General features: G+C 46.6%; 23 protein-coding genes. 15 read left to right on the top strand and 8 right to left on the bottom strand.

Annotated features, from left to right (window positions below):
* Nucleotides 1-76 precede the first annotated feature (76 nt).
* Both LQ567_RS05195 and LQ567_RS05190 read left to right on the top strand, forming a co-directional pair.
* Nucleotides 77-526, top strand: a complete 450-nt coding sequence (locus LQ567_RS05195) for a hypothetical protein (protein ID WP_231003051.1) — start codon at nucleotides 77-79, stop codon at nucleotides 524-526.
* A 204-nt stretch (nucleotides 527-730) separates the two neighbouring features.
* Complete coding sequence (locus tag LQ567_RS05190; RefSeq protein WP_231003050.1) at nucleotides 731-1,243, top strand: pyridoxamine 5'-phosphate oxidase family protein; 513 nt, start codon at nucleotides 731-733, stop codon at nucleotides 1,241-1,243.
* A 99-nt stretch (nucleotides 1,244-1,342) separates the two neighbouring features.
* On the opposite strand, the gene LQ567_RS05185 is transcribed toward LQ567_RS05190, so the two are convergent.
* The gene (locus LQ567_RS05185; RefSeq protein WP_231003049.1) at nucleotides 1,343-1,516 is read right to left on the bottom strand and encodes a hypothetical protein; all 174 of its coding nucleotides are present in this window, start codon (nucleotides 1,514-1,516) and stop codon (nucleotides 1,343-1,345) included.
* Between the two features lie 275 nt (nucleotides 1,517-1,791).
* Between LQ567_RS05185 and LQ567_RS05180 the strand changes: the two genes are divergently transcribed.
* The gene (locus LQ567_RS05180) at nucleotides 1,792-2,661 is read left to right on the top strand and encodes a polysaccharide deacetylase family protein (protein ID WP_231003048.1); all 870 of its coding nucleotides are present in this window, start codon (nucleotides 1,792-1,794) and stop codon (nucleotides 2,659-2,661) included.
* Nucleotides 2,662-2,827: 166 nt separating this feature from the next.
* Entirely contained in the window at nucleotides 2,828-3,169 is a 342-nt protein-coding gene (locus LQ567_RS05175) for a hypothetical protein (RefSeq protein WP_231003047.1), read from the top strand.
* On the opposite strand, the gene LQ567_RS05170 is transcribed toward LQ567_RS05175, so the two are convergent.
* The 3 genes from LQ567_RS05170 to LQ567_RS05160 form a co-directional block, all read right to left on the bottom strand.
* Nucleotides 3,162-4,220: a response regulator gene (locus LQ567_RS05170; RefSeq protein ID WP_231003046.1), complete on the bottom strand. Its 1,059-nt coding sequence runs from the start codon at nucleotides 4,218-4,220 to the stop codon at nucleotides 3,162-3,164. The two genes, LQ567_RS05175 and LQ567_RS05170, sit on opposite strands and share 8 nt — an antisense overlap.
* 401 nt (nucleotides 4,221-4,621) lie before the next feature.
* Nucleotides 4,622-5,272 (bottom strand): BON domain-containing protein, encoded by a 651-nt coding sequence (locus LQ567_RS05165; RefSeq protein ID WP_231003045.1) that lies wholly within the window; start codon nucleotides 5,270-5,272, stop codon nucleotides 4,622-4,624.
* 34 nt (nucleotides 5,273-5,306) lie between these two features.
* Nucleotides 5,307-5,720 (bottom strand): Hsp20/alpha crystallin family protein, encoded by a 414-nt coding sequence (locus LQ567_RS05160; protein WP_231003044.1) that lies wholly within the window; start codon nucleotides 5,718-5,720, stop codon nucleotides 5,307-5,309.
* A gap of 310 nt (nucleotides 5,721-6,030) precedes the next feature.
* On the opposite strand from LQ567_RS05160, the gene LQ567_RS05155 reads away from it, so the two are divergent.
* Nucleotides 6,031-6,849, top strand: coding sequence for a universal stress protein (locus tag LQ567_RS05155; protein WP_231003043.1), 819 nt, complete (start codon nucleotides 6,031-6,033; stop codon nucleotides 6,847-6,849).
* Nucleotides 6,850-6,920: 71 nt separating this feature from the next.
* Nucleotides 6,921-7,331, top strand: coding sequence for a hypothetical protein (locus LQ567_RS05150; protein WP_231003042.1), 411 nt, complete (start codon nucleotides 6,921-6,923; stop codon nucleotides 7,329-7,331).
* Between the two features lie 124 nt (nucleotides 7,332-7,455).
* Here LQ567_RS05150 and LQ567_RS05145 read toward each other — a convergent pair whose 3' ends face one another.
* On the bottom strand, nucleotides 7,456-7,953 hold the full coding sequence (locus LQ567_RS05145; RefSeq protein WP_231003041.1) for a DUF308 domain-containing protein: 498 nt from the start codon (nucleotides 7,951-7,953) through the stop codon (nucleotides 7,456-7,458).
* Nucleotides 7,954-8,273: 320 nt separating this feature from the next.
* Here LQ567_RS05145 and LQ567_RS05140 point away from each other — a divergent pair, with 320 nt between their 5' ends.
* The 5 genes from LQ567_RS05140 to LQ567_RS05120 all read left to right on the top strand — a co-directional run bounded on the left by LQ567_RS05140 (nucleotide 8,274) and on the right by LQ567_RS05120 (nucleotide 12,868).
* A complete protein-coding gene (locus LQ567_RS05140; RefSeq protein ID WP_231003040.1) occupies nucleotides 8,274-8,660 on the top strand; it encodes a hypothetical protein in 387 nt (128 codons plus the stop codon).
* Between the two features lie 60 nt (nucleotides 8,661-8,720).
* Nucleotides 8,721-9,542: a hypothetical protein gene (locus LQ567_RS05135; protein ID WP_231003039.1), complete on the top strand. Its 822-nt coding sequence runs from the start codon at nucleotides 8,721-8,723 to the stop codon at nucleotides 9,540-9,542.
* A gap of 25 nt (nucleotides 9,543-9,567) precedes the next feature.
* A complete protein-coding gene (locus LQ567_RS05130; RefSeq protein WP_231003038.1) occupies nucleotides 9,568-10,641 on the top strand; it encodes a helix-hairpin-helix domain-containing protein in 1,074 nt (357 codons plus the stop codon).
* A gap of 50 nt (nucleotides 10,642-10,691) precedes the next feature.
* Nucleotides 10,692-12,023 (top strand): L,D-transpeptidase family protein, encoded by a 1,332-nt coding sequence (locus LQ567_RS05125; RefSeq protein ID WP_231003037.1) that lies wholly within the window; start codon nucleotides 10,692-10,694, stop codon nucleotides 12,021-12,023.
* 173 nt (nucleotides 12,024-12,196) lie between these two features.
* Nucleotides 12,197-12,868 (top strand): BON domain-containing protein, encoded by a 672-nt coding sequence (locus tag LQ567_RS05120; RefSeq protein ID WP_231003036.1) that lies wholly within the window; start codon nucleotides 12,197-12,199, stop codon nucleotides 12,866-12,868.
* Nucleotides 12,869-13,195: 327 nt separating this feature from the next.
* Here LQ567_RS05120 and LQ567_RS05115 read toward each other — a convergent pair whose 3' ends face one another.
* Both LQ567_RS05115 and LQ567_RS05110 read right to left on the bottom strand, forming a co-directional pair.
* Nucleotides 13,196-13,414 carry a dodecin family protein gene (locus tag LQ567_RS05115; RefSeq protein WP_231003035.1) on the bottom strand — a complete coding sequence of 73 codons (219 nt, stop codon included), beginning with the start codon at nucleotides 13,412-13,414 and terminating at the stop codon, nucleotides 13,196-13,198.
* Between the two features lie 48 nt (nucleotides 13,415-13,462).
* The gene (locus tag LQ567_RS05110; RefSeq protein WP_231003034.1) at nucleotides 13,463-13,654 is read right to left on the bottom strand and encodes a YtxH domain-containing protein; all 192 of its coding nucleotides are present in this window, start codon (nucleotides 13,652-13,654) and stop codon (nucleotides 13,463-13,465) included.
* Nucleotides 13,655-13,885: 231 nt separating this feature from the next.
* On the opposite strand from LQ567_RS05110, the gene LQ567_RS05105 reads away from it, so the two are divergent.
* Nucleotides 13,886-15,079: a phospholipase D-like domain-containing protein gene (locus LQ567_RS05105; protein ID WP_231003033.1), complete on the top strand. Its 1,194-nt coding sequence runs from the start codon at nucleotides 13,886-13,888 to the stop codon at nucleotides 15,077-15,079.
* A 251-nt stretch (nucleotides 15,080-15,330) separates the two neighbouring features.
* Here LQ567_RS05105 and LQ567_RS05100 read toward each other — a convergent pair whose 3' ends face one another.
* Nucleotides 15,331-16,083, bottom strand: coding sequence for a porin family protein (locus tag LQ567_RS05100; protein WP_231003032.1), 753 nt, complete (start codon nucleotides 16,081-16,083; stop codon nucleotides 15,331-15,333).
* Nucleotides 16,084-16,270: 187 nt separating this feature from the next.
* Between LQ567_RS05100 and LQ567_RS05095 the strand changes: the two genes are divergently transcribed.
* From LQ567_RS05095 to LQ567_RS05085, 3 genes are all read left to right on the top strand, one after another.
* Nucleotides 16,271-16,648, top strand: coding sequence for a hypothetical protein (locus LQ567_RS05095; RefSeq protein WP_231003031.1), 378 nt, complete (start codon nucleotides 16,271-16,273; stop codon nucleotides 16,646-16,648).
* A 246-nt stretch (nucleotides 16,649-16,894) separates the two neighbouring features.
* The gene (locus LQ567_RS05090) at nucleotides 16,895-21,238 is read left to right on the top strand and encodes a CusA/CzcA family heavy metal efflux RND transporter (protein WP_231003030.1); all 4,344 of its coding nucleotides are present in this window, start codon (nucleotides 16,895-16,897) and stop codon (nucleotides 21,236-21,238) included.
* A 45-nt stretch (nucleotides 21,239-21,283) separates the two neighbouring features.
* Complete coding sequence (locus LQ567_RS05085; protein ID WP_231003029.1) at nucleotides 21,284-22,435, top strand: efflux RND transporter periplasmic adaptor subunit; 1,152 nt, start codon at nucleotides 21,284-21,286, stop codon at nucleotides 22,433-22,435.
* Nucleotides 22,436-22,454 lie beyond the last annotated feature (19 nt).

Raw genomic sequence — 22,454 nt, 5'->3', positions numbered from 1 at the left:
CCTGTCACGGCGAAATCGACAGCCATCATCGGCGGCGGTAGTGGCGTTCTTTAATTTAGACTTAAAGAACGATGCAATGAATACAGAAATACAGGTAGCATTTTTAAAGCGTAAAATCACGGCATTTGATACAGCGCTGTTCTACGATCAAAGTGATCAGGTGCTACAATGCCCGACTTCCTTTATCAAAGCTTTTTATTTTGATGCGCAAGACAATATTTGTTTTCTTGTGGAAAGGCCATATGTTGATATCAATGGAATGAAAGCACCATTTGCGGCCCGGTTGCATTTTCATAAAAAGGGGATGCTGTGGAGTATTGATCTTTCAGGTACTGCAGCAATTGCACCGCATACAAATGCGCCACTGCATAAAGTTTTAATCAGGTTCAGGATTGCCCAGGCAACGTGTTTTCATGCCAGGAGGCATTGCTCATCGGCCATTGCGGATCTGAGGCAGCGTATCGGTTACTTTGTAAGAAAACTCTACCAGGATGTACCGGATCACCTGGAAATGGCATTGGAATAGGGGGATATAACGGTTATCCGCTTCCTGCTGATGAATGGCCCGCTGTTGGGTATTTAATACAGGTTAGTATTATTGTTGACGGTGGTCATTGTAAACCGGTCTTTAAAGGCCCAACTTTACCTGTGGCTGGTGGGTAGATTCCCTTTAGTGGGGGCTATCACCGGCAGGGAGTAAATCTGATTTTTAACATATTAAGTTTAAGCAATGTTTCAGGAATTAAGCAGAAGCCAGATTGAAAGTATACTGCAGCACAGGATTTTTGGCCATATTGGGTGTCATGCCAACGGCCTTACCTATGTTGTTCCTATTTGTTATGCCTATGACAAGGGTTGCATTTTTGGCCGGACGTCAGAAGGGCAAAAACTGAAAATGATGCGCGCAAATCCGGAAGTGTGTTTTCAGGTAGAGTATGTGGAAACAATGGTTAAGTGGGAAAGCGTGATTTGCTGGGGAACATTTAAGGAGCTGAGTACTACGGAAGCCCGTCTGAAAGCGATCCATGTATTACAGGCGCGGGTTGCTGCCAAGGTTGAAAATGATGATCTGCTGAAATCATCTTACTGGCCGTTTGCGATTGATGATTCGGATAAAGAGGGCGTTCTCTTTTGTATCGAGCTGAAACAAATGACCGGCCGTTGTTCCATTTGTGAAAGCAATATGGGCTCGCTGAGAGGAAGATTTCCGGATATCCGGGAGAACTATGTGGAATTCTCATAAAGCATCCGGGCGGGCATGATTATACGGATGCTTCCGGTGTTACCAACAGGAGCCTGGTACCAATGTAACCGGGCTCTTGTTGTATCCGTAGCAAAATGCTTACCGGGCGGGCGCCGGCTGCTCTTTAACAATCAGCTCATATAGCTTCCAGAACAGGTCGGTAAAAGCGTCTTTGATTATATGACGGCCAAAGAACAGGACCGAGTATATAATAAAGGCACTTGTAATAAACGCCATCAGTTTTTCTTTGTTTATATACGGAGGTACTTGCATAACATGAACAGATTTAGTGAAAGAATACCCAAAGCTATCACCGGAAGCAGGTCCGATACAATGAACTTCGTCATCTTCTTTATTGACAGGTATTGTGCGGTGTATTGTTTTTATGGTCACAGCCAACGCCCTTGAACCGGCCGCGAAGTTTTTCCGGGTATAGGAGCGAAATGGTGATTGATGTTGATCAGTAGTACGGTTGGTAAATGTTATTTTAACGCCGAGAACAGCATCCGATATTTACTGAATACCCGCTTTGTAAAAACTGATCGATAATGAAAAGAGTAAAGCAATTAAAAGTCGGGATTCCTTTATACTGCAGCTTCGTGCTGATTTTTCTGTATCCCCGTGGCGCACATGAAATCAAGGATATTGCTCCGGCAGTGCAAGACAGGGGATGGACAGTTCGTTTAACCGGATTAATGGATCCGGATGTTACTGCTTCCAATAGCTCTTTTTATCAGCCTCCGGTGTTGTGCTATCACCAGGTTAGAAACCGGTTGCCATCCGATACAAAACATGACCGGAGCTATATTGTTTCCTTAACGACCTTTCACGAACATATGAAAATGCTGAAGGATTCCGGTTATCATACCATCCTGCCGGATCAGTGGATTGCTTTTCTGAAACGCGGAGTGCTGCTGCCAAAGAAATGTTTTATCCTCACGTTTGACGATGGAACCCGGGGGCAGTTTGAAAATGCACTTCCGGAACTGGACCGTTATGGCTTCAAAGCTGTTTTTTTTATTATGACGGTGTCGGTAGATAAAAGCCGGTATATGACCGGTACGCAGTTGCGTCACCTGGCTGATGAAGGACATGTAATCGGCTGTCACACCTGGGATCATCACGATGTACGTTTTTACAAACAAGCCGATTGGTTTGTTCAGCTGGTGCAGCCTACGCAGCAGCTTGAACGGCTCACTGGCAGCCGCATCCGGTATTTTGCCTATCCGTTTGGGAGCTGGAACAAGGCCGCTATTCAGCAATTGATAAACGATGATTACGAACTGGCCTTCCAGCTTTATGGTCCGGTTAATCCGGAAGCACCTGCATTTACCGTAAGGCGCATTCTTGTGGATGGCAGCTGGAACACCAATCAGCTGGAAAGAGCGATCGGGCTTTTTAACAGCAATAACCGGTAGCACTTTCACTGCGGGGATGACTGATGTGTATGACTCTCTGTAAACAATGATGCACATTCCTTCAAATGATGATTAAAGTTAGAGATATGCCCTCCGCGGAAGGCTACCTTTAAAAAAGCGAATAATAAAACAGCAGTACGGGGTATTTAAAAGAACAGCATTCTATATGAATAAAAACAGGAAATGGTGCAGCATTTTAACAGGACTTAAAATGGATAATGTATTGCTTAAGGATTGGCTTTCGAAAGCCATCAGCGGGCAGGTATCTTCGGGTTTTGTGGAGCAGGCAGAATTGTTTCAACAGGAGTTTTGCGAAAAAGATCTGATCATTGATCTGTTGCGCAGGGATATGGCGCTGTTGAAGGAAGCAATCGCCATCCAGGGAATGACGGATGTCAACAGCGCACAATACATGGCGCTGGAAGCAGCGGTGCAACGGCTCCTGCTGGACTTTCAAAAAATGAAAAACGCGTTTATTGAGTTTGTTGAGCGGGGCGCTGTTAGTTAAACATATCCTCCAGTTTGGCATAGTTTAAGATCCTGATCTTGCGCCCCTCCAGGTTAATGAGGTGTTCGTCTTTCAGTTCGCTGAGCATCCGGATCAGCGATTCCTTGGCTACACCGGCGATGGCCGCCAGGTTTTCGCGCGACAAATCGATGTGAAAACCTTCATCCTGGTCTTTATTGTATTTCCTGTTCAGGGTTACCAACGTGTCTGCCACCTTTTTTCGCAGGGAATTGTAGGCAACGGCGAGAAGCTGTTCGGCTTTTTCATCAACATTGCGGGCGAGGATGCCCATAAATTTTTTCATCACCACGGGATTGCTGCCGATCAGTTCTTCAAATTCAGCACGCGGAATAATCGATACCTCCACGTCTTCCATGGCTTCGGCCGTTTCCCGGTAAGTGCGGCCTTCCATCAGCGGGAGGTAACCCAGGAAATCACCCGCTGCATAAAGTCCAACGATAAGCTCTTTCCCGTCGTCATTCCGCTTAAAGGCCTTTACTTTTCCCTTCTGGATATAATATACGCGGGAAGGGTGATTGCCTTCTGAATAGATAAGCTGCTTCTTTTTATACCGGTTGATATTCCGGTCCTTTCTCAGCTCTTCCAGGTAATCCTTACCATAGTTGACAGAAATGAGTGCATTAACGCCTTCAAGGTTACCCTGGAAGGACTGTTTCAGCAGTTCTGCCTTTTTTAGCCGCATTTCAATCGCATTCAGCAATTCTATGCTGTCGAAGGGTTTGGTAATGTAATCGTCTGCGCCGGATTCCATGCCTTTACGGATTTCATTTCTTTCGGATTTCGCCGTAAGGAATATGAACGGAACACTTTGCAGCTGGGGAAGTTTCTGAACCATGTGTAATACGCCATAACCGTCCAGTACCGGCATCATGATATCACAAAGAATAAGGTTTGGCTGTTTCCGGATGGCCGTGTCGATTCCTTCTTTCCCATTGGGGGCCGTAAATACTTCATAACCTGCAAGCTCCAGGATTTCGGTCATATTTTCCCTGATTTCGGGATTGTCTTCAATGAGCAATATCTTTGTCATTATGTAACAGTTCTTAATGTACAAAAATGTCCAAAAGACAAACCGCAGACGGCGCCGGTTTTCAAAAATGCAGGCGATCCGAAATCCTGCCTTAAAGGTGCCAGATACATTTGTCCTGCCGGCATTGGGAAGAGGGCGTTATGTTACCGGAAAATCTGCCGGAGCATACGAGGACAAACTTACCTTATAGCTGAGTCTTTATTTATCCTTTGGTTGATCAAATATACCATAAAAAGGGCTGTTAGTGCATGATTTTATATCCGGTGCCTGTGGCTGAACCTGTGTTAAACGCACCCGCTAATACCCTGTGCCGATCTTTAGATCCTTATAAAAAAGGCGCCCTGGTGATGCCGTGCAGTAATCGGGGCGTAGCTGCCGTTGGCCGAAAAGCGCCTCCCTGGTTACCGGACTTCAATTTCATCAATTACGGTTGTTACGCCGGGTGAACACCAGGCGGCATTTTCAATCAGCGATCGTTCCTGCCAGGAGCCCGCGGTTCCTTTAAGCGTTACCTTCCTGCCGGAAATGTCAATATCTATTTTGTTGGATTTAATATCGGCATTCCGGGCCATTGCTTTTTTGATCTGGTCTTTTACCAAGGTCTTACTGATGGCGGGCTTTACGGATATCAGGTTGTAGACCTCCTTAACGCCAAGCAGTGATTTGACCGCATTGTAGGCTTCCTGTTTCTGATATTGCCATTCTACGCGTCCTTCCAGTGTAACATAACCGTTCTCTACTTTTACTATGATATTGTTCTGTGGTATCAGACTGTTCCAGCGGAATGCATCAACGATCGCTTGCCCTATTTCTGTGTCATTATTATTGTCCTTGGATGAGATTTCAACAGAAATATTGACCGCAACGGCTTTAACGTTCTTAACCCTTTTGGTGACCGACTCGGCTTTTCCTTTTTTTATATATTGGTCAACGTGACCGCTCAGGGTAACGACCCCGTCTGTAACGGCTACACCGATTTCTGCGGCATTCAGAACGGGTTCCCATTGAAGGGCCGCAATTACATCCTGCTGAATTTTTTGATCTGATTTCATGCGTTGCTGTTTATAAATGGAAAATAAGATTACTTTACGATCGGTTTTTTACGGGACTTTTAGGAAGGAAAATAAAAAGCGCATCTTCTCCCATATGGGCATCGATCATATGCCGGCTCACCTCCGGCGGTAAGCGGATCGAACAGGAAAAATCGCGCTGATCGTTCTGCCCGGTAACCGTTTCTTTTTGTGTGGACCGGATTCCCCGCCCCAATATGCTGATCAGGAGCTCATCATGCTCCGTCTTAAAAAAAAGATCCTCGTTTTGAAAACCGGGTGCTGCAACCATAATCCGGTACAGGTCCTTCTCTTCGGCAACGTTCAATGAAGGCACGGAAGTTTGCCCGATAACGCCTTTTGCCCTTAACCAGCTTATCCACGGAAGAATAAGCCGGTCTATAACCCGGACAATGAAATTCCTTTTTTGAAAAAGATGTGCTCTGTGCATTATTGCCGGCTGCGTTTGCCAAATTATGATAAAATATTCCTGTCTTTTGCAGCTCTAAAGTAAACCTTGATAATAAGGGTTTCCAATGACGGGGATCATGATCCTGTTTGACGGATATTAGGTTGGGGCGATGCGGCAGGGGAGACGCCTTCGGAATGCATCGTCCGCGACGGTTGCCGGCTGATGATGGTCAGAAAATGATCTGATGACGCTCATTGACCTGATAACAAATCGATTTTATTTTTAATAATCATCCCTGCAGACCCGGAACCTGCACTAGCGCGGCAGTTGGATGCACTAAAATAATAGCATGAAAACGATCCTTGTTCTGGTAGATTTTTCCAAGGCTGCTTTAAACGCGGTTAATTATGCGGTTGAAATGGCAAAGAGCTGCGATGCAAGCCTGTTGCTGTTGTACGTTTGTGATTTGCCCGTTAATTTCACCCAGGTACCTGTATCATTGGAAATGGACGACGACCGGCTCAACGCGGAAGCAGAGCTGATAAAACTGAGAGTAAGGATCCACCGGAGGACCGGAGGAACGCTCCGGATCTTTAGTGAGGTGCGCAACGGCAATTTTTTTTCCGAAGTGAAATTGTTTTGTGAACATGTGCGGCCCTATTTGGTCATCATGGGCAGCCAGGGAGCGTCGCGGTTGGAAAAGGCGGTTTGGGGCGGACACACGCTTTATGAAATGCGGCATTTGCCATGGACCTTGCTCGCGGTGCCTTACAGGGCACGGTTTTCACCAATAAAGAAAGTGGCACTTGCATGGGATTTTCTGCATCCTGCAGAACAGTTGCCGGTACAAAAAATTGGTCAGCTTATTATTGATTTTGGTGCGGACCTGCATATAGTTAGCGCAGGCCGGGGAAATGAGGATGCCTTTCATTTTGGCTGCACAGTATTAAACGCCCAGGCAGGTTTTCAGCGTTTGGCGCCGGTATTTCATTACCTGGAAGATAAAAATACTTCAAAAAGCATCATCACGTTTGTGGAAAAGAACGGGTTTGACCTGTTGCTGATCCTTCCCGGCGTACATTCCTTACTGCAGGAGGCGGTTTTTCCGGGGTATGCTAAAAAAATTATTTTACACTGCAGCGTACCTGTTATAGCGCTGCATTCATAATACCATGCTGCAGCAACGATCAGAGGGCGCCTGGGGTTGATAAACGTATTGGACGATAAAATAAAATAGCAATGAAAATTGATATTCACCAGTTAAGTACCATCGGAGATATCCAGGATCAGTTTCAAAAGCTGTTTCCTTATCTGAAACTTGATTGTTACATCCATCCTCATCTCCGGGGGCAGGCGTCACCCGCCAGGGATAAACTCGGCAAAGGGTTACTGTTTAAGGATGTGGCTCCTTTAAAAGGCATACGGCCGTTTAGCTTCACAGCCGGGGCAACGGTAGCCGACTTTGAGGCTGAATTTTTCCGGAACACCGGTATCGCTGCGCAGGTGGCGCGGGCGTCAGCGGGTATCTGGATCCAGACAACAGGTACGGATCTCCTTACATTGGAAGAACAGAACAAAAAGGGTTATGATGACAGCCGGATTGTTGTACCGGACCAACCGCAGGATTTTGACCTGCGGGAGCAGGATTAGCGTTTATAACGGCAGGGAAAAAAAGGGAAGACTGGTTATAATGAATCGGGGGATTTTGCTGGCTGCCGCCGCTGAGGCCAGGGTACGCACGAGCCGGCAATGAAACAAGCCTTTCGTATTTTATTTAAAGGATAATGGGCCGGTCCTTTTTAAAAGCGTTATTTTTCAGGTTGATCATGATATTTAAAACACCTACCAGCAACAGCAGCAGTGCCAGCCATTGAAGAGTTGCTTTTGTTTTTATAAACGGAAGATCCAGCAGTAATATACCCACCGCAACCGCACATGCGCCTTCGGCGGATAAAAGCTGCCATCCTTTTAATTCCTTCCTCTGAAACAGGGATTGGGCGATCTTTAAACTGCCCCAGCCGATTGCCCAGGTGCCGGCAAAATAAGAAAAGAGCAAAAAATTTAATAACGGGTTAAACAGCATCAGTGAACCAAATATGCCGTTTAACAGCCCTTCAGCAAGGATCCAGTTTGAACGGTTAAAAAATGTTCCTCCGGTGTAAAATACCGTCAGGAGTAATACCCCGTTCAAAAGCATACCGATGCCGGAGAGTTTGATCAGCTGAAGATAACTGTTCCAGGGAGAAGTAAGGATGTAAATGCTGACACACATTAATAACAGACTCGCGGCTGGCACCACTGGCCATAGCGGCGGCCTGCCTGGTCTGCGGGTAATTACACCAGGTGGCATATGGATGTATTTATTTAAGTGAAAGCGCATTGCCCTGTTTTATTTTCATAAGCGTAAGATACGTATCGGTGTGATGCCGGTTCAATGAGCAGCACCGGGCTTTATAGTGATTGCAATCATACCCCGCTGATAAAAAGGATGGTCAGGATCTTCATTTAATGAGTGTCATCGGCCGGATTGACGGTTGTCATAGATCTGCACCGGAACGGGACAGTAGTTTTGAACCATGAACGGCATGCATTATGATAAAGGTTTTATTTGTGTCTGACGGCATCGATATTGAGGAAGCTGCGTTTTCATTTATCCGGGAATTGAACCGGGAAACGCCCGTGTTGAAGCTTAAAAAAGAAAGCCGGTATGCGGATTTGCTGCCTGGTCTTGCAACCAATGCTACTGTTTTTGTAAATGTAGGAGCCGGTCGTAGCTGCTTCTCTTTAATTGTAAGAACGGATCTGCAAACATGGGCATCGAACCATTATCCGTTACCTGGTGCTGCCTGTTTAAAGCTGTACGGCGGTGCGGAATGGACTGAATGGGTTACCGGACAGCAGGGAGCGATCATGATCGCAGGTGCCCGCGGCCGGTCGCGGGTGTCGGAACTGGTAAAAAAAGTTTTGTGTCAGCAATAGTAAAAAACGGGCAACTGCCGTTGTTCGTTACTCATCGTTAACGATAAAAAATATAAACTAATGGAAAATCTGCTCCTGCTTGTTAATGATATCGCATTAAATGACAGCTCGGTGGAATTTGCCTGCTATCTGGCAGCAATGACCCGATCTCCGCTCCAGGGTATTTTACTGACCGGGGAGGCGCTATACGCAGAAGAAATGACTGAACCGGAAATACATGTACCGGTCGCGCAGGGTAAAAAACAGGTATTACATCCCGGAGCAGACCTTCAGGATGATATCCGGCATTTCAGGGAAGTATGTGCGAAGGAACGGATCTCCGGTAGGGTAAGTTGCCTGAAAGGAGATCCGTTGCGGGAGGCGGTATCGGCCAGCCGTTTTGCAGATCTGATGGTGGTAGATGCCGCCGCTTCACCGGATGCGGATGGTACGGCATACCTCGGACCATTTGTATGGGCCTTGCTCCAGGCGGCAGCATGCCCATTGGTGATTGTTTCCGGCCCCGCGTCGGAAATTGATGAAATTGTGCTGACTTACGACGGATCCGCTTCTGCATTATTTGCCTTCAGACGGTTTGCCCGGTTGTTTCCCTGCTTTGAACATAAGCCGGTAATTGTAGTAGCTGCAGAACGTTTTCCGGACTGCAGGCACGAACGTTTAATTGAGGAAGAATTGAAAGCGTATTATGCAAAGATGCATTTTGAGGTTTTATATGCCACGGATTTCGACAAGGGGCTATTTGAGTTTTACCAGAGAAAAAAGAATTGTTTCATTGTAATGGGTGCATCCGGAAGAACGGATCTTTCGAGACTGGTACCTGGCAGTGCCATGCATTTAAATGGAGCGGCGATCGAACATCCCGTTTTTATTTCCCACTTCTGATAAACGAACGCTTAAATTATTGCTGATGCAGGTTCCCGAATACAAAAATAATGCGGCTATTGCCTTTATATTCCGGCAAATGGCACGCTGTTACCGGTACCTGGGGGGCGAAGAATTCCGGGTGGCGGCCTATCAGAGAGCCGCCGATATGCTGCTGAATATGCGGGAAGATATTGCGGTTTATGCTTCCGATATCCGGCGTTTGGAAGCACTTGATCATATTGGTGCGCATATGGCAATGAAAATAGCAGCATACCTGAAAACCGGTAAAATGGAAGTTTTCAGCCATTTGAAAAAGCAGGTGCCATATGGGTTATTGGAATTAATGGATGTAAGCGGTTTTGGACCTGCAACATTAAGAATACTCTATGAACGCCTGGGTATAAAAAACGAAAAGGAGCTTGCGGATGCCCTGAACGGTCATCGCCTGGATGGCATAAAGGGAATTGGTAAGCGGAGGATCGAGAACATGCAGGTACTGCTGGAGCTAACAAGAAGAGGAGCGCCGGTTCCGTTAAACGATGCCCGTAGGATCGGTACCGCCCTGCTTGGCTTATTGAAAAAAATACCAGGCGTTCAACGTGCTGAAGTATGTGGCAGTATCCGGCGGAAAAGTGCTTTGGTAGGAGATATTGACGTACTGGTTATTGCTGAGCCGGAGCAACGTGCAGCCATTATAAAAACCTTCATCGCCTCCAGACATGTACTGCGGGTATTGGTCAGGGGCACGAATAAAGTCAGCGTTTTGCTCCGGTGCCGGCATATTCAGGTGGATATCCGGCTCCTGCATGGCCGCGAATATGGTGCGGGCTTACTTTATATGACGGGCTCCCGCGGGCATACGATTCATTTGCGGATGATTGCAAAACAACGGGGGTATACAATGAATGAATACGGTCTTTTTGAGCGGGCAACGCACCGGAGAATAGCCGGATCAACGGAGAAGGAAATGTACCGGGCACTGGGACTGCAGTATATTCCCCCGGAGTTACGTTTGAACAATGGTGAAATAGAAGCAGCAGGGTTAAAGACCATGCACATACAGACGGGCGGCCGGCCCCAGCAGATCCCGGGACACGGATCGGCACGGGATCGATGAACGACGGATTTAAAACTGTTTTGATGGACGTTTAAAAGAATAACATGTGTATGAAGCAAAAAAGGCGAAAGTCCTATTCCGGCATAACTGGTGCGGTTTTAATGGTTGCCTTCCTGCAGCTGGGTGCCGTAACGGCCGCTTTTGCTCAGGTACAACAAAAGCACCTTACGGAGAGGTCACTGACGAATCCTTCCCTGGTGGATGCGTTTTATCGCCAGCGGGAAGGGCGCTTATTCTGGCTGGAATCCGAAGCTTCGATCGATGATTCGCTACAGCAGGAACTGGTGCGGATTATTAAAGAGGATGCGCCCCGGCAGGGCCTGGATCCGTTGAAATACCTATCCCTGCTGCCACCTGTTATCAGCAGCTCTGAACCGGGAGAAAGCCTGGTATATGATCGGATGTTCACCGATGCAGCGCTGACCTATTTTACGGATCTTTATTCGGGAGATCCCCGGTTGCGGACACGGGTTGGAAGTGATGAAATTACCGGGAAGTACCAGGTAAGCGATCGTCAGCATGTCATTAACCTTCTGGGCAAGGCAAACAACAGCGTATTGCTGCGGGCCTTGGTAACCGAACTGGAACCGTCACAACCATTTTATCAGGCCTTAAAACAGGAGTTACAGCAACAGCTGGAGCTGGGCGACCGGAAAAAGGCGGCCTCGCTCGCGATCAGTCTCAATAATTGCCGCTGGTTCTTTCATTTCAGGTTTAAGCATTTTGTAGTGGTCAATATCGCCGCTGCCGAATTGAATTATTTCGAGCAGGACTCGGTAAAATTGAATATGCGCATCGTGGCAGGAAAACCCTCCACGATGACCCCCCGCTTTGTAACGTACTGCGATGAGGTTATCCTGTATCCTTACTGGAATGTGCCACGGAGCATTGCCGTTAATGAAATCCTTCCTTTTTGTAAAAAAAACCTGGTGGTACTGGACATCCTGAGAATGCAGGTGATCAACAGCAAAGGCATGGTCGTTGATCCGAAGCAGCTGGATTGGAAGAAGTTTTCGGCTAAGAATTTTCCCTACCGGTTTCGTCAATCTACCGGCTGCGATAATGCCCTGGGCGTTATAAAATTTAATCTGAGCAGTCCTTATAGCGTATACCTGCATGATACCAACCTCAAATCGAACTTTGAAGCAGCAAAGCGCTATTTCAGCCATGGCTGCATCCGGATACAGAAACCTCTTGAGCTGGCAAATGAGCTGCTGGAAGAAAAGCTCGATGAAGGCTTTTTAACGGCCGGTATTAAAGGCCAGCAACCCATACCCAAAAAAATAGCAAAGCCCGTTCCGGTCTTTGTGCTGTACATGACGGCAGACGTTACAGCCGCCGGTACGGTAGGTTATTTCCCGGATGTGTATGGATTATTATAAAGCAGCCCGGAATGTGCTGGTGGTAACAACCGGCAATCGCTTGGTTTTTTAATGATGAGCCTCAAACGGGCCGGTGATGGCAGTCATTGAAACCAGCACCAGATGAAAATACATTTACGATAGAAATTACATATTGATTAGAACTTTATTTACAAACATTTAAAAAAAAAATCATGAAAAGTGACATTCAAATTCAAAAGGACGTAATGGAAGAATTGAATTGGGATCCGGTGCTGAGTGCTGCGGAAATCGGAGTGGCTGTAAAAGATGGAGTGGTAACACTGGGCGGACAGGTGGGCACCTATTCTCAGAAACTGGCGGCGGAAAAGGACGCTAAAAGAGTTTCCGGCGTAAAAGCCGTAGCGGAAGATATCCAGGTAGGTATTTCGCCAGCTTATCGTAAAACAGATGCCGAAATTGCAGAAGCCGTAATAAATGCCCTGAAATGGCATTCGGCCGTGCAGGAGGAAAAGATCAAAATTAAGGTAGAAGACGGTCTTGTTCAGCTTGACGGGGAAGTAGAATGGGAATACCAGCGGAATAACGCCAAAGCGGCCATACAAAATCTGGCCGGGGTGCGCAGCGTGCTGAATTTGATCACTGTAAAACCCAGGGTAACCACTTCGGGTGTTCAGCAAAAAATACGGGATGCATTTGAACGCAGCGCAACGGTAGATGCAGAACGCATCGGGGTCGATGTTTCCGGCAGTAAGGTAACACTGCATGGAAAAGTTCGTTCGTTCGCAGAGAAGGAAGATGCGGAGCAGGCAGCCTGGAATGCCCCGGGAGTATCCAGTGTGGAAAATGAACTGGAAATTGACCTGGTAGAATTTGCCTTTGATTAGACAGCATGCGGAAGCCGGTTTACACCCGGCCTGCAATCAACAGCGGTCATCAACCCGTAATGCCATCCGGCAGGTTTCAAGCGGAACCTGCCATTTTTTGGTTAGGACAAATGATGATGATTGGCCGCCTGGTAAAAAAAGACAAGCTGGCAGCATGCACCGGCATAGGTGGTGGTTTGGGAATAAAAAAAGCATATGGCAGCGGGATGCGATATGCTATAAAGCTCCCTTACCCGGCAGGTGACTACTGCAGGTAAGGGAGATCCCGGGAAGTGTATGCTTGCGGTTTTATAGCTGGTGTTGGTTATGATGCGGCATGAGGCGCATTCAGGAGCCCGATCCCTTCGATTCAATTTCAAAGCTGAGCTTGGCAACAATGCGATACTCAGTAATCTTGTTGTTTTTTACTACCGCGCTGTGATCTTTAATATATACAGAGCGGATGTTTTTAACGGTACGGGATGCTTCATGAATGGCTTGTAATGCGGCATCCTCCCAGCTCTTGGAAGAGCTGGCCATTAGTTCCAGTACTTTGATAATTGCCATAAAAAAGAAATTAAAATGAAAAAAACGTGATCAGCACTGCAGCTGTATTCAGGCCGGTTCCTGCTTTGTGGCTTTTGCCTTTCCAAATGCATTGTCGCCTTTCGCCATCATTTTTTTACAGGCCGCCATTATCTTTTTACGGGTATCGCTGCCCTTTTCCGGGGCAAATAAACGCCCCAGCGTTGCACCTGCAGCCAGGCCGGCAGCAACCGCTGTTAATGTTTTACTAAGATGATTCATGATTTTTTTTTAATGTTAATAATTGCTAAGGTAGCCGGATCAACGGCGGATAAAAATGATACACCTCAAGAGGCAAAATGATACCGGTCAATTTATAAAAAAGGCAACGGCTGCAGTAACCGGGCAGAACACCGCTGAACCGGATTTTTACCGGTCATCTTTGAGGATGACCAGGATCATTGATTGCACCGGCTACTTGCGGTAGTTTAATTTTTAATAAGATTTTATTTTGTGACTATTCATAAAAATTACAGGAAAAGCATTTACGGCCCTCAGGCCAGCCTGCTGCTTGTTAGAGGAGGTATTGAATATTTCGACTTATTGCGTGATCTGATCCTCAAAGCCGAACAATGCATACATCTTCAGATGTATATTTTCCGGTATGACTATACCGGCAGGATGGTTATAGAATGGTTGCGCCAGGCTTCAGAAAAAGGAGTACGTGTTTACTTACTTGTGGACGGGTATGCCACACATTTGTCCGCTGATGTCATGAATCGTATTAAAAGTGCCGGGCTAGCGCTGGAACGCTTTGAGCCGCTGTTTAGAAACCGGGGCCTTTATTTTGGTAGAAGGCTGCATCATAAGATTGTGGTGGCCGATGGCCGTAAGGCATTGGTGGGCAGTAATAATATTGACGACGATTACTACGGCCGCCCCGATCATCCGGCATGGCTGGATATGGCATTATTTGTGGAGGGTACGGCGGCAGGAGCCCTGGAGCAGGTATGCATACAACTGTGGAACAAAGAAGCGGCCCGTAGCCGGCAGCTGTGCTTACCTGCGAACCCGCCGCAAACATTGGAAAAAAAGCTCAGGGGCATCTCGGTAGGAATACGCCGCAACGACTGGGTACACAACCGGAATGAAATCTGGAAAAGCTATTTCAACCTGCTGAGCAAAGCACGGGAGGATGTATATCTTGTAAGCAGTTACTTTCTTCCGGGAAGACGGCTGCGACGGCAGATGAAGCTGGCGGCCAGGAGAGGCGTAAAGATCCGGGTAATTACTGCTGGGTGTTCAGATGTATTGATCGCCAAGCAGGCCGAGCGTTTTCTTTACCCCTGGCTATTGCGCAATCATATAGAAGTATATGAATACCGGGACCGTATTTTACATGCAAAAATGGGGCTCAGGGATGACCGGTGGCTTACGCTTGGTTCTTTCAATATTAATAATATCAGTACCTATGCAGGCATTGAGCTGAATCTGGATGTGCGCAACCGCCCTTTCGTCCGGCAGGTACGGCAGGAACTGGATCAGTTGATCGCTGCTCACTGTACCGCGATTGTTGAGGATGGGCTTTTGCATCAAAATCCATTGCTGACACTGATGCAGCGGCTTGCATACAATTTTATCCGGATCCTTCTTTATGTATGCACCTTTTATTTCAGGAAGGAGCATGTTGCCGATACGGAAGGGTAGGATTGCTGATACCGCTTCCTGATTGCAGGAGACCGGGATAATGATGCGTTCGACGGCGGCGTAAAAACTGAGAAGCTCAACAGCTACCGGTAAAATGATATTATTAATGGCAACTTTATGCATGCGGTTCCCCCAACGGCTATGGCCGGCTTCTGTGGAATCATACACGGTTATATTGAGCATCTGCCCGTTGGATTGTATTTGTACAGCAATGGTCTATCATTGTGGGCCTCCGGTTGGTTCCTTCCGGATCACAGCTCATATTGATACCCAAGGCTAACAACTGCAGCCCCGGTTCTGTTACGTCCGTTTGCACTGTTTTTCTGAATGAGGATCAGCCCGTAATTACCACCGGCTTCAAGAAAAATGCAGCCGGATATGATCTTATAACCCAGTCCTACATGGCCGGACATACCTATATTGAACCGGTGCAGGTCGTTAACAATATGCGTTTCACTGTCGAACGGCCGTGACTCCATGCTCAGTGGCTGTGTTTTGTCCTTGTCGAGATAAATGATGCTGGAACCGCTGGTCTTGTTTATGGCTCCCAGCAGATAGCTGGCAAAGGGCCCTGCTGCTACATACACATCCCATTTCTTTTTGGGGTTCAGGTGATATTTGAGCAGTACCGGTAACAGGAAATACGCCAGCTTTGTTTCGCTTTTATAATCAGCGTACAGATAGGCCGGCGCTTCCCCGGGCGGAAATTGAGCAGCTATTTCCCCGGGCACTGTAAATGCCTGCAGCCCGTTCTTTTTACCGCCCTGTATGCAATACTCCAGCTGTGGCTGGATCGAAAAATCGTTGCGGAGATGGTATTCCGCATGCAGAGCGGCATCCTGGTAAGGTTGTGAGCGATATCCGGTGCTTAAAGGGTTGCCGGAGCTTGCCGAGCTTAAACTGGGAATGCTGACACCTGGTTTAAAGGCGATCTCTATATATCGTTGCGCCCCCGAAGCGCTGGCGATGGAAATAAAAATTACAGGGAAGATATATTTTTTCATTTTTTGTCAGTTTTTAACGGCTGTACAGCTCTGGTTGATTAAAGTATCCGGACCGGAATCCCGGGTCATGCGTAGTAAAATTATCACCTCCGTCTGAGCGTCTTCAATGATGTCAGTCACAAGGATATATGATATCAATTAGGCGTTATTATTCTTTAATTTGTCGGGCTTTTCATACCTTTGGGAAGTGAGAAAATGGATCGCTATATGTATGCTTTCTGTTTACCTGGTCTCCACGACTGAGGCTTGTCAGTTACTGAAGATCCCTATACTGGTGGAACATTTTATAGAACACCGGAAGCAGGATCCGCGCCTGACATTTTGGGCTTTTTTAAAAATGCATTATGATCATCCGGTTAAAGATGCAGATTATCAGAAAGATCAAAAGTTACCCTTTGTAACGCATTCCGGTACTTTAACGCTTGTTTTTACTTTAGATAATTGCTTTTCTTTAGAACTTGAGAAATGGACCTTCCCCTCTTTGGAAGGTGCACCACCCTACAAGAATGTCTTTTATGAAAAAGATATTCTGACGGCTATCTGGCAGCCTCCACGAGTATGTTAGCCGCTTTTGTCGTTTTATCGTTTTATTGCTATAAGCATTGTGCCATACTATGCTGAGGTGTGGTATTAATGCTGAGTGTTCGGGAGACATATTATCTCGTGTTTGTTGCGGTTAATATCGTGGCCTGGGACATCTTGTAATTGTATTTTCTGAGTACATGGGCTCCTGCTTGCAGGTCCTTCCGGTACTTGCAATAAAGCGATCTGCAATATTTATTCATTTATATTTTAGCTGTAAGAAATTATTATGCTTACTAAAATTATAACCTTTTCCGTAAGGAATAAACTCATCATCGTATTGCTCATTTTAGCACTTATAGGCATTGGCGCTTACCAGGTAACCCGCTTGCCGATTGATGCTGTTCCGGATATTACCAATAATCAGGTGCAGGTCATTACAGTCGCACCGTCATTCGGAGCAACCGATATCGAACGCCTGGTCACGTTTCCGATCGAGCAGGCGAACAGCAATATTTCCGGGTTAAAAGAAATCCGGAGCTTCTCCCGGTTCGGACTTTCATTGGTTACAATTGTTTTTGAAGACGATATAGATATCTACTGGGCTCGGCAGCAGGTTGCCGAGCGGCTGCAACAGGTGCAGCAGGCGATTCCGAAGGGGATCGGAAATCCGCAGTTGGGACCTATTTCCACGGGGTTGGGAGAAATCTATCAGTATGTGGTACGTCCAAAAAAAGGGTATGAACAGAAATATCCGCTTACCGAGCTACGAACGATCCAGGACTGGATCGTTCGTAGACAGCTGCTCAGTGTAAAGGGCGTGGCGGAAGTCAGCAGTTTCGGCGGAAAATTGAAACAATACGAAATTGCGATACATCCTGACAGGTTGAATGCTTACGGCATAACGATCCATGATGTTTTTAATGCGTTGAGTGATAATAATCAGAATACCGGCGGTGCTTATATTGAGAAAGGCCCTACAGTACTTTATATCCGTAGCGAAGGCCTTGTTGGAGGCATCGCAGATATTGAAAGTATTTCCATTACCGGCAAACAAAATGATGTGCCCCTTTTTATCAGGGATGTGGCGGAGGTGAAAACCGGTTATGCCACACGTTATGGCGCTATGACCTATAATGATAACGGAGAGGTATCAGGTGCAGTGGTCATGATGTTGAAGGGCGCCAACAGCAGCCAGGTGATCAAGGCTGTAAAAGCCCGGATATCCGAGATACAAAAAACACTTCCGGAAGGAGTGGTGGTGGAGCCATTTCTTGACCGAACAAAAATGGTCAACCATGCCATCAGCACGGTTGAAACCAATCTCCTGGAAGGCGCATTGATCGTGGTTTTTATCCTGGTGCTGTTTTTAGGAAATATTCGGGCAGGGCTCCTTGTTGCATCTGTGATCCCCCTGGCAATGCTTTTTGCCATTTGTATGATGAACCTCTTCGGTGTCAGCGGAAACCTCATGAGCCTGGGTGCACTGGATTTCGGATTGATCATCGACGGAGCGGTTATTATTGTAGAATCTGTGTTGCACCAGTTGATGCTGCATCCAAAATTTAAACACCTGACCAAGGTTCCGGCCCGGGAAATGGATGATGTAGTGGAGACGTCGGCAGGCAGAATGATGAATAGTGCGGTATTCGGACAGGTGATCATCCTGGTTGTATATCTCCCGATTTTGACCCTGCAGGGGATTGAAGGCAAAATGTTCAAACCCATGGCGGAAACCGTTGCATTCGCCTTGCTGGGCGCATTCCTGCTATCGCTTACCTATATTCCTATGATGAGTGCGCTTCTTTTAAGGAAGCGGAATGTGAAGCCTTCATTTTCCGATCGCATGATGAAGAAAACAGAGGCGCTTTATTTAAAGATACTGTTCAGGGTGCTGCGCATGCCTAAGGTGATCTTTACGCTGGTACTGGCATTGTTTATATTAGCCATTTTCATTCTTAGCAGGCTGGGAGGCGAATTTATTCCATCGCTGGAAGAGGGCGATTTTGCTGTGGACACCCGTGTATTACCGGGAAGTAATCTGAATACTACGATCGAAAGCACGCAGAAGGCGGCCCATATCCTGAAAACCCGTTTTCCCGAAGTGGAAAAAGTGGTTACGAAGATCGGCAGCGGGGAAGTGCCCACAGATCCCATGCCAATGGATGCTTCGGATATGATGGTGATCTTGAAAGACAAGAAAGAATGGACTTCTGCCAAAACCTTTCCTCAACTGGCTGATAAGATGACGCGAGCACTGGGTGACGTACCCGGTATTACCGTCGGCTTTCAGTACCCCGTTCAAATGCGGTTCAACGAGCTTATGACGGGTGCGCGGCAGGATGTTGTATTGAAGATTTTTGGAGATAACCTGGACTCCCTGGTTCAGAGTGCACAAAAAATAGGCCGGATCATTGAAACCGTTAAGGGAACACAGCACCTGTATATTGAACCGGTTTCGGGTCTTCCACAGGTAGTTATAAAATACAACCGGCCGGTAATTGCACAGTATCACCTTTCGGTGGCCGACGTGAATCGAATTGTCAACGCGGCGTTTGCCGGGCAAAGTGCCGGTCTTGTTTTTGAAGGTGAGCAACGTTTTGATATGGTCGTGCGCCTTGATGCCAATGACCGGAAAAATATCAATGATATCCGGAACCTGCTTGTTCCAACAGTTTCCGGAAACCAGATACCGCTATCGCAGCTGGCCAATGTAAATGTTGAGCAGGGGCCAAATCAGGTTCAGCGAGAAAATGCACAGCGCCGGATCGTGGTTGGCTTCAATATCAAAAACCGGGATGTACAAAGTATTGTAGAAGAACTACAGGCAAAAATAGAAAAATCGGTAAAGCTTCCAGCGGGATATTCGATTAAATACGGAGGCTCATTTGAAAACCTCAACAATGCCAAACGCCGCCTAATGATCGCGGTGCCGATCGCATTGGCTCTCATCTTTATATTGTTGTTCCTGGCATTTAAATCCGTAAAGGAGAGTTTATTGATATATACAGCTATTCCGCTTTCCATTATCGGCGGAGTTTTTCTGCTGGCGCTAAGGGGCATGCCTTTTAGCATCAGCGCAGGGGTGGGATTTATTGCATTGTTCGGTGTGGCAGTGTTGAACGGGATCGTACTGATTTCTGAATTTAACCGCCTTTATAAAAGCGGAATCCGCAATATTGTAAGAATCGTGGCGGATGGAGGCGAAAGCCGGCTGCGGCCAGTGCTGATGACGGCGTCGGTGGCCTCATTGGGTTTTGTTCCCATGGCGCTTAGTAACGGAGCCGGCGCAGAGGTACAGCGGCCCTTGGCAACGGTGGTCATCGGTGGGTTAATGATCGCCACATTGCTCACCTTGTTTGTATTGCCGTTGCTGTATATAACGATCGAAAAAGGATTTAATGTAAAAAAAATGAGCTATAAAAAAACGATGCCTCTGTTAATTTTATGTATGTTGTTCCTGGGTGGAACGGCAAACGCGCAGGTTGCTGTTTCTTTAGATGAGGCAATTCATCTGGCCCTGCAGCAGAACCGGGAACTGAAACATACACGGCTTCGTTCCGATTATGCCAGAGCATTAATAAAAACATCCTCCGCCGATATTCCGCATACAGGCATCACTATGGATTACGGACAACTTAACAGTGCTTATAATGATATGCGGGTTGGTGTTGCGCAAAGTATTGCATTTCCCGCTGTTTATAAGCGGCAAAAGAATCTGTTTACCGAGGAGTGGAAAAAAAGTCAGCTCAATGTTTCTCTGAAGGAATTTGAACTAAAAAAGGCGGTCAGCCTTACCTACTATAATCTGTTGTATTGGAAAGCAAAGGAACAGCTCCTGAAAGAGGCGCTTCAGCTCTATTCCGATTTTCAGGATAAGGCTGCGTTGCGACTGAAGGCGGGAGAGAGCAATCTGCTGGAAAAAACCACGGCTGATAATCAGAAAGCGGCTGTATACATCCAGTTGCAGCAGGTACAGCAGGAATTGCAGACCCTTCGCCTGCAATTTCGGTGGTTATTGAATACAGAAACAGATTATATTCCCGCCGATACCCCGAAAGCCGTGTTGATTGTGACTGAAATAGGAACACACCCCCTGCTGAAGTTGCTGGAACAGCAACGGATAGTGGCAGAACAACAAACGGCTCTTGAAAGATCCCGGCTGCTTCCGGGCCTGGAACTGGGTTATAACCTGAATAGTTTTAAAGGCATTGGCCCGGATGAAAAGCTGTATAATGCAACACCGAGGTTTCACTCGATTCAGGCGGGGCTATCGATTCCTTTGTTCACCCGGGGACAAAAGGCGAAAGTTGAATCGTCAAAAATGGCCGTGCAAATCGAAATTAATCAGCTTGGGAACGTAGAGGCCACCTTGAAAAAGCAATATGAGCAACTTTTGCAGGCGTATAAAAGCAACCAGGATATTGTTAACCAGTATGAAACTTCGGAGCTAAAAAATGCGGCAGTCATTGCAGAAACCGCAAAAAAACAATTTTTAAGCGGGGCCATCAATTATCTCGAATTTGTAATGCTGCAAAACCAGGTCATCTTGCTAAGGAGTAACTATGCAGAGGCCCTTTGGAAACTGAATGAAAATGCAATCGCACTTCAGTATATCATGGTAAACGAATAGAAATGAAGTAAAGGGGTAGAGACCCGGATCAATAAAAACAAACGCATGAAAACAAAAGTATTAAACAATAGATCACTCGCACTGGTATTTTTAGGAATGCTGGCCGCATGTGGCGGGAAAGAGGAAAAAACGCAATCAGTCGTCGCTCTCAAAGATGAATACAGTGTTACGCTGACAGCTGCCCAATTACGGAATGCGCCGGTTGAAACCCGTCAGCTCGCTACGCAGCAAATTGCAGCGGTGCTGAAACTGAACGGAAAAATTGATGTTCCACCCCAGAACATGATCTCTGTAAGCACTCCTTTGGGCGGGTACCTGAAAAGCTCCCGGTTGCTTCCAGGGATGCAGGTAACAAAAGGACAAGTGATCGCAATTATTGAAAATCCGCAGTTTATACAATTGCAGCAGGCTTACCTGGAGGCAAAATCAAAACTGCATTTTGCCTCCCTGGATTATAACCGCCAGAAATTGCTAAATCAAAGCCAGGCAAGCAGCGATAAAATAATGCAGCAGGCGCAATCTGAAATGAATAGTCAGCAGATCCTGATGAATGCTGTTGCACAGCAATTGCGGCTGGTAAACATAGCCCCTGCAAGTGTTACGCCGGAAAATATCCGCCGAAGCATTCCGGTTTTCAGCAGCATCAACGGGTATGTTAGTAAGGTGAACGTTAATATCGGGAAGTATGTAAATTCTTCCGATATTCTTTTTGAATTGGTGAACCCGGATGATGTCCACCTGAATCTTAAAGTGTATGAAAAGGATCTGAAACAGCTCAAACCCGGGCTGCGGCTTGTGGCCTACACCAATGCCAATCCCGGTAAAAAATATGAGGGGGTCATTCATCTGATAAGTAAAGATGTGGACGCCAGCGGATTGACAGAAGTGCACTGCCATTTTGAAAAATATGACCGGGATCTGATTCCCGGTGTTTATATGAATGCAGAGATCCAGACAGAAACAGCTCTTACACAAGTGTTACCGGAGGAAAGCGTAGTCGATTTTGAAGGAAAAACCTATGTTTTCATCGAGGAAAAGTCCCAGACCTACCGGTTAACTCCTGTTACGACCGGTACGCTGGAAAAAGGATTTGTACAGGTGCTGAATAACCAGGTATTTGCTGGAAAAAACATCGTAACTAAAAATGCATATACACTACTGATGAAACTAAAGAATACAGAAAGTGCAGATGAATAAAAATACAGACCGGCTCATT

The organism is Niabella pedocola (genome assembly GCF_021044425.1).
GTDB classification, from domain to species: Bacteria; Bacteroidota; Bacteroidia; order Chitinophagales; family Chitinophagaceae; genus Niabella; species Niabella pedocola.
The sequence above is the reverse complement of the archived record's forward strand: the minus strand, read 5'-3'. Positions and strand labels throughout refer to the sequence as shown.

What these genes read in the sequence shown, in the direction of transcription:
- LQ567_RS05195 (WP_231003051.1), top strand. Translation starts at nt 77, where the DNA reads ATGAATACAGAAATACAGGTAGCATTTTTAAAGCGTAAAATCACGGCA.
- LQ567_RS05190 (WP_231003050.1), top strand. Translation starts at nt 731, where the DNA reads ATGTTTCAGGAATTAAGCAGAAGCCAGATTGAAAGTATACTGCAGCAC.
- LQ567_RS05185 (WP_231003049.1), bottom strand. Translation starts at nt 1,516, where the DNA reads ATGCAAGTACCTCCGTATATAAACAAAGAAAAACTGATGGCGTTTATT.
- LQ567_RS05180 (WP_231003048.1), top strand. Translation starts at nt 1,792, where the DNA reads ATGAAAAGAGTAAAGCAATTAAAAGTCGGGATTCCTTTATACTGCAGC.
- LQ567_RS05175 (WP_231003047.1), top strand. Translation starts at nt 2,828, where the DNA reads ATGAATAAAAACAGGAAATGGTGCAGCATTTTAACAGGACTTAAAATG.
- LQ567_RS05170 (WP_231003046.1), bottom strand. Translation starts at nt 4,220, where the DNA reads ATGACAAAGATATTGCTCATTGAAGACAATCCCGAAATCAGGGAAAAT.
- LQ567_RS05165 (WP_231003045.1), bottom strand. Translation starts at nt 5,272, where the DNA reads ATGAAATCAGATCAAAAAATTCAGCAGGATGTAATTGCGGCCCTTCAA.
- LQ567_RS05160 (WP_231003044.1), bottom strand. Translation starts at nt 5,720, where the DNA reads ATGCACAGAGCACATCTTTTTCAAAAAAGGAATTTCATTGTCCGGGTT.
- LQ567_RS05155 (WP_231003043.1), top strand. Translation starts at nt 6,031, where the DNA reads ATGAAAACGATCCTTGTTCTGGTAGATTTTTCCAAGGCTGCTTTAAAC.
- LQ567_RS05150 (WP_231003042.1), top strand. Translation starts at nt 6,921, where the DNA reads ATGAAAATTGATATTCACCAGTTAAGTACCATCGGAGATATCCAGGAT.
- LQ567_RS05145 (WP_231003041.1), bottom strand. Translation starts at nt 7,953, where the DNA reads ATGTGTGTCAGCATTTACATCCTTACTTCTCCCTGGAACAGTTATCTT.
- LQ567_RS05140 (WP_231003040.1), top strand. Translation starts at nt 8,274, where the DNA reads ATGATAAAGGTTTTATTTGTGTCTGACGGCATCGATATTGAGGAAGCT.
- LQ567_RS05135 (WP_231003039.1), top strand. Translation starts at nt 8,721, where the DNA reads ATGGAAAATCTGCTCCTGCTTGTTAATGATATCGCATTAAATGACAGC.
- LQ567_RS05130 (WP_231003038.1), top strand. Translation starts at nt 9,568, where the DNA reads ATGCAGGTTCCCGAATACAAAAATAATGCGGCTATTGCCTTTATATTC.
- LQ567_RS05125 (WP_231003037.1), top strand. Translation starts at nt 10,692, where the DNA reads ATGAAGCAAAAAAGGCGAAAGTCCTATTCCGGCATAACTGGTGCGGTT.
- LQ567_RS05120 (WP_231003036.1), top strand. Translation starts at nt 12,197, where the DNA reads ATGAAAAGTGACATTCAAATTCAAAAGGACGTAATGGAAGAATTGAAT.
- LQ567_RS05115 (WP_231003035.1), bottom strand. Translation starts at nt 13,414, where the DNA reads ATGGCAATTATCAAAGTACTGGAACTAATGGCCAGCTCTTCCAAGAGC.
- LQ567_RS05110 (WP_231003034.1), bottom strand. Translation starts at nt 13,654, where the DNA reads ATGAATCATCTTAGTAAAACATTAACAGCGGTTGCTGCCGGCCTGGCT.
- LQ567_RS05100 (WP_231003032.1), bottom strand. Translation starts at nt 16,083, where the DNA reads ATGAAAAAATATATCTTCCCTGTAATTTTTATTTCCATCGCCAGCGCT.
- LQ567_RS05090 (WP_231003030.1), top strand. Translation starts at nt 16,895, where the DNA reads ATGCTTACTAAAATTATAACCTTTTCCGTAAGGAATAAACTCATCATC.
- LQ567_RS05085 (WP_231003029.1), top strand. Translation starts at nt 21,284, where the DNA reads ATGAAAACAAAAGTATTAAACAATAGATCACTCGCACTGGTATTTTTA.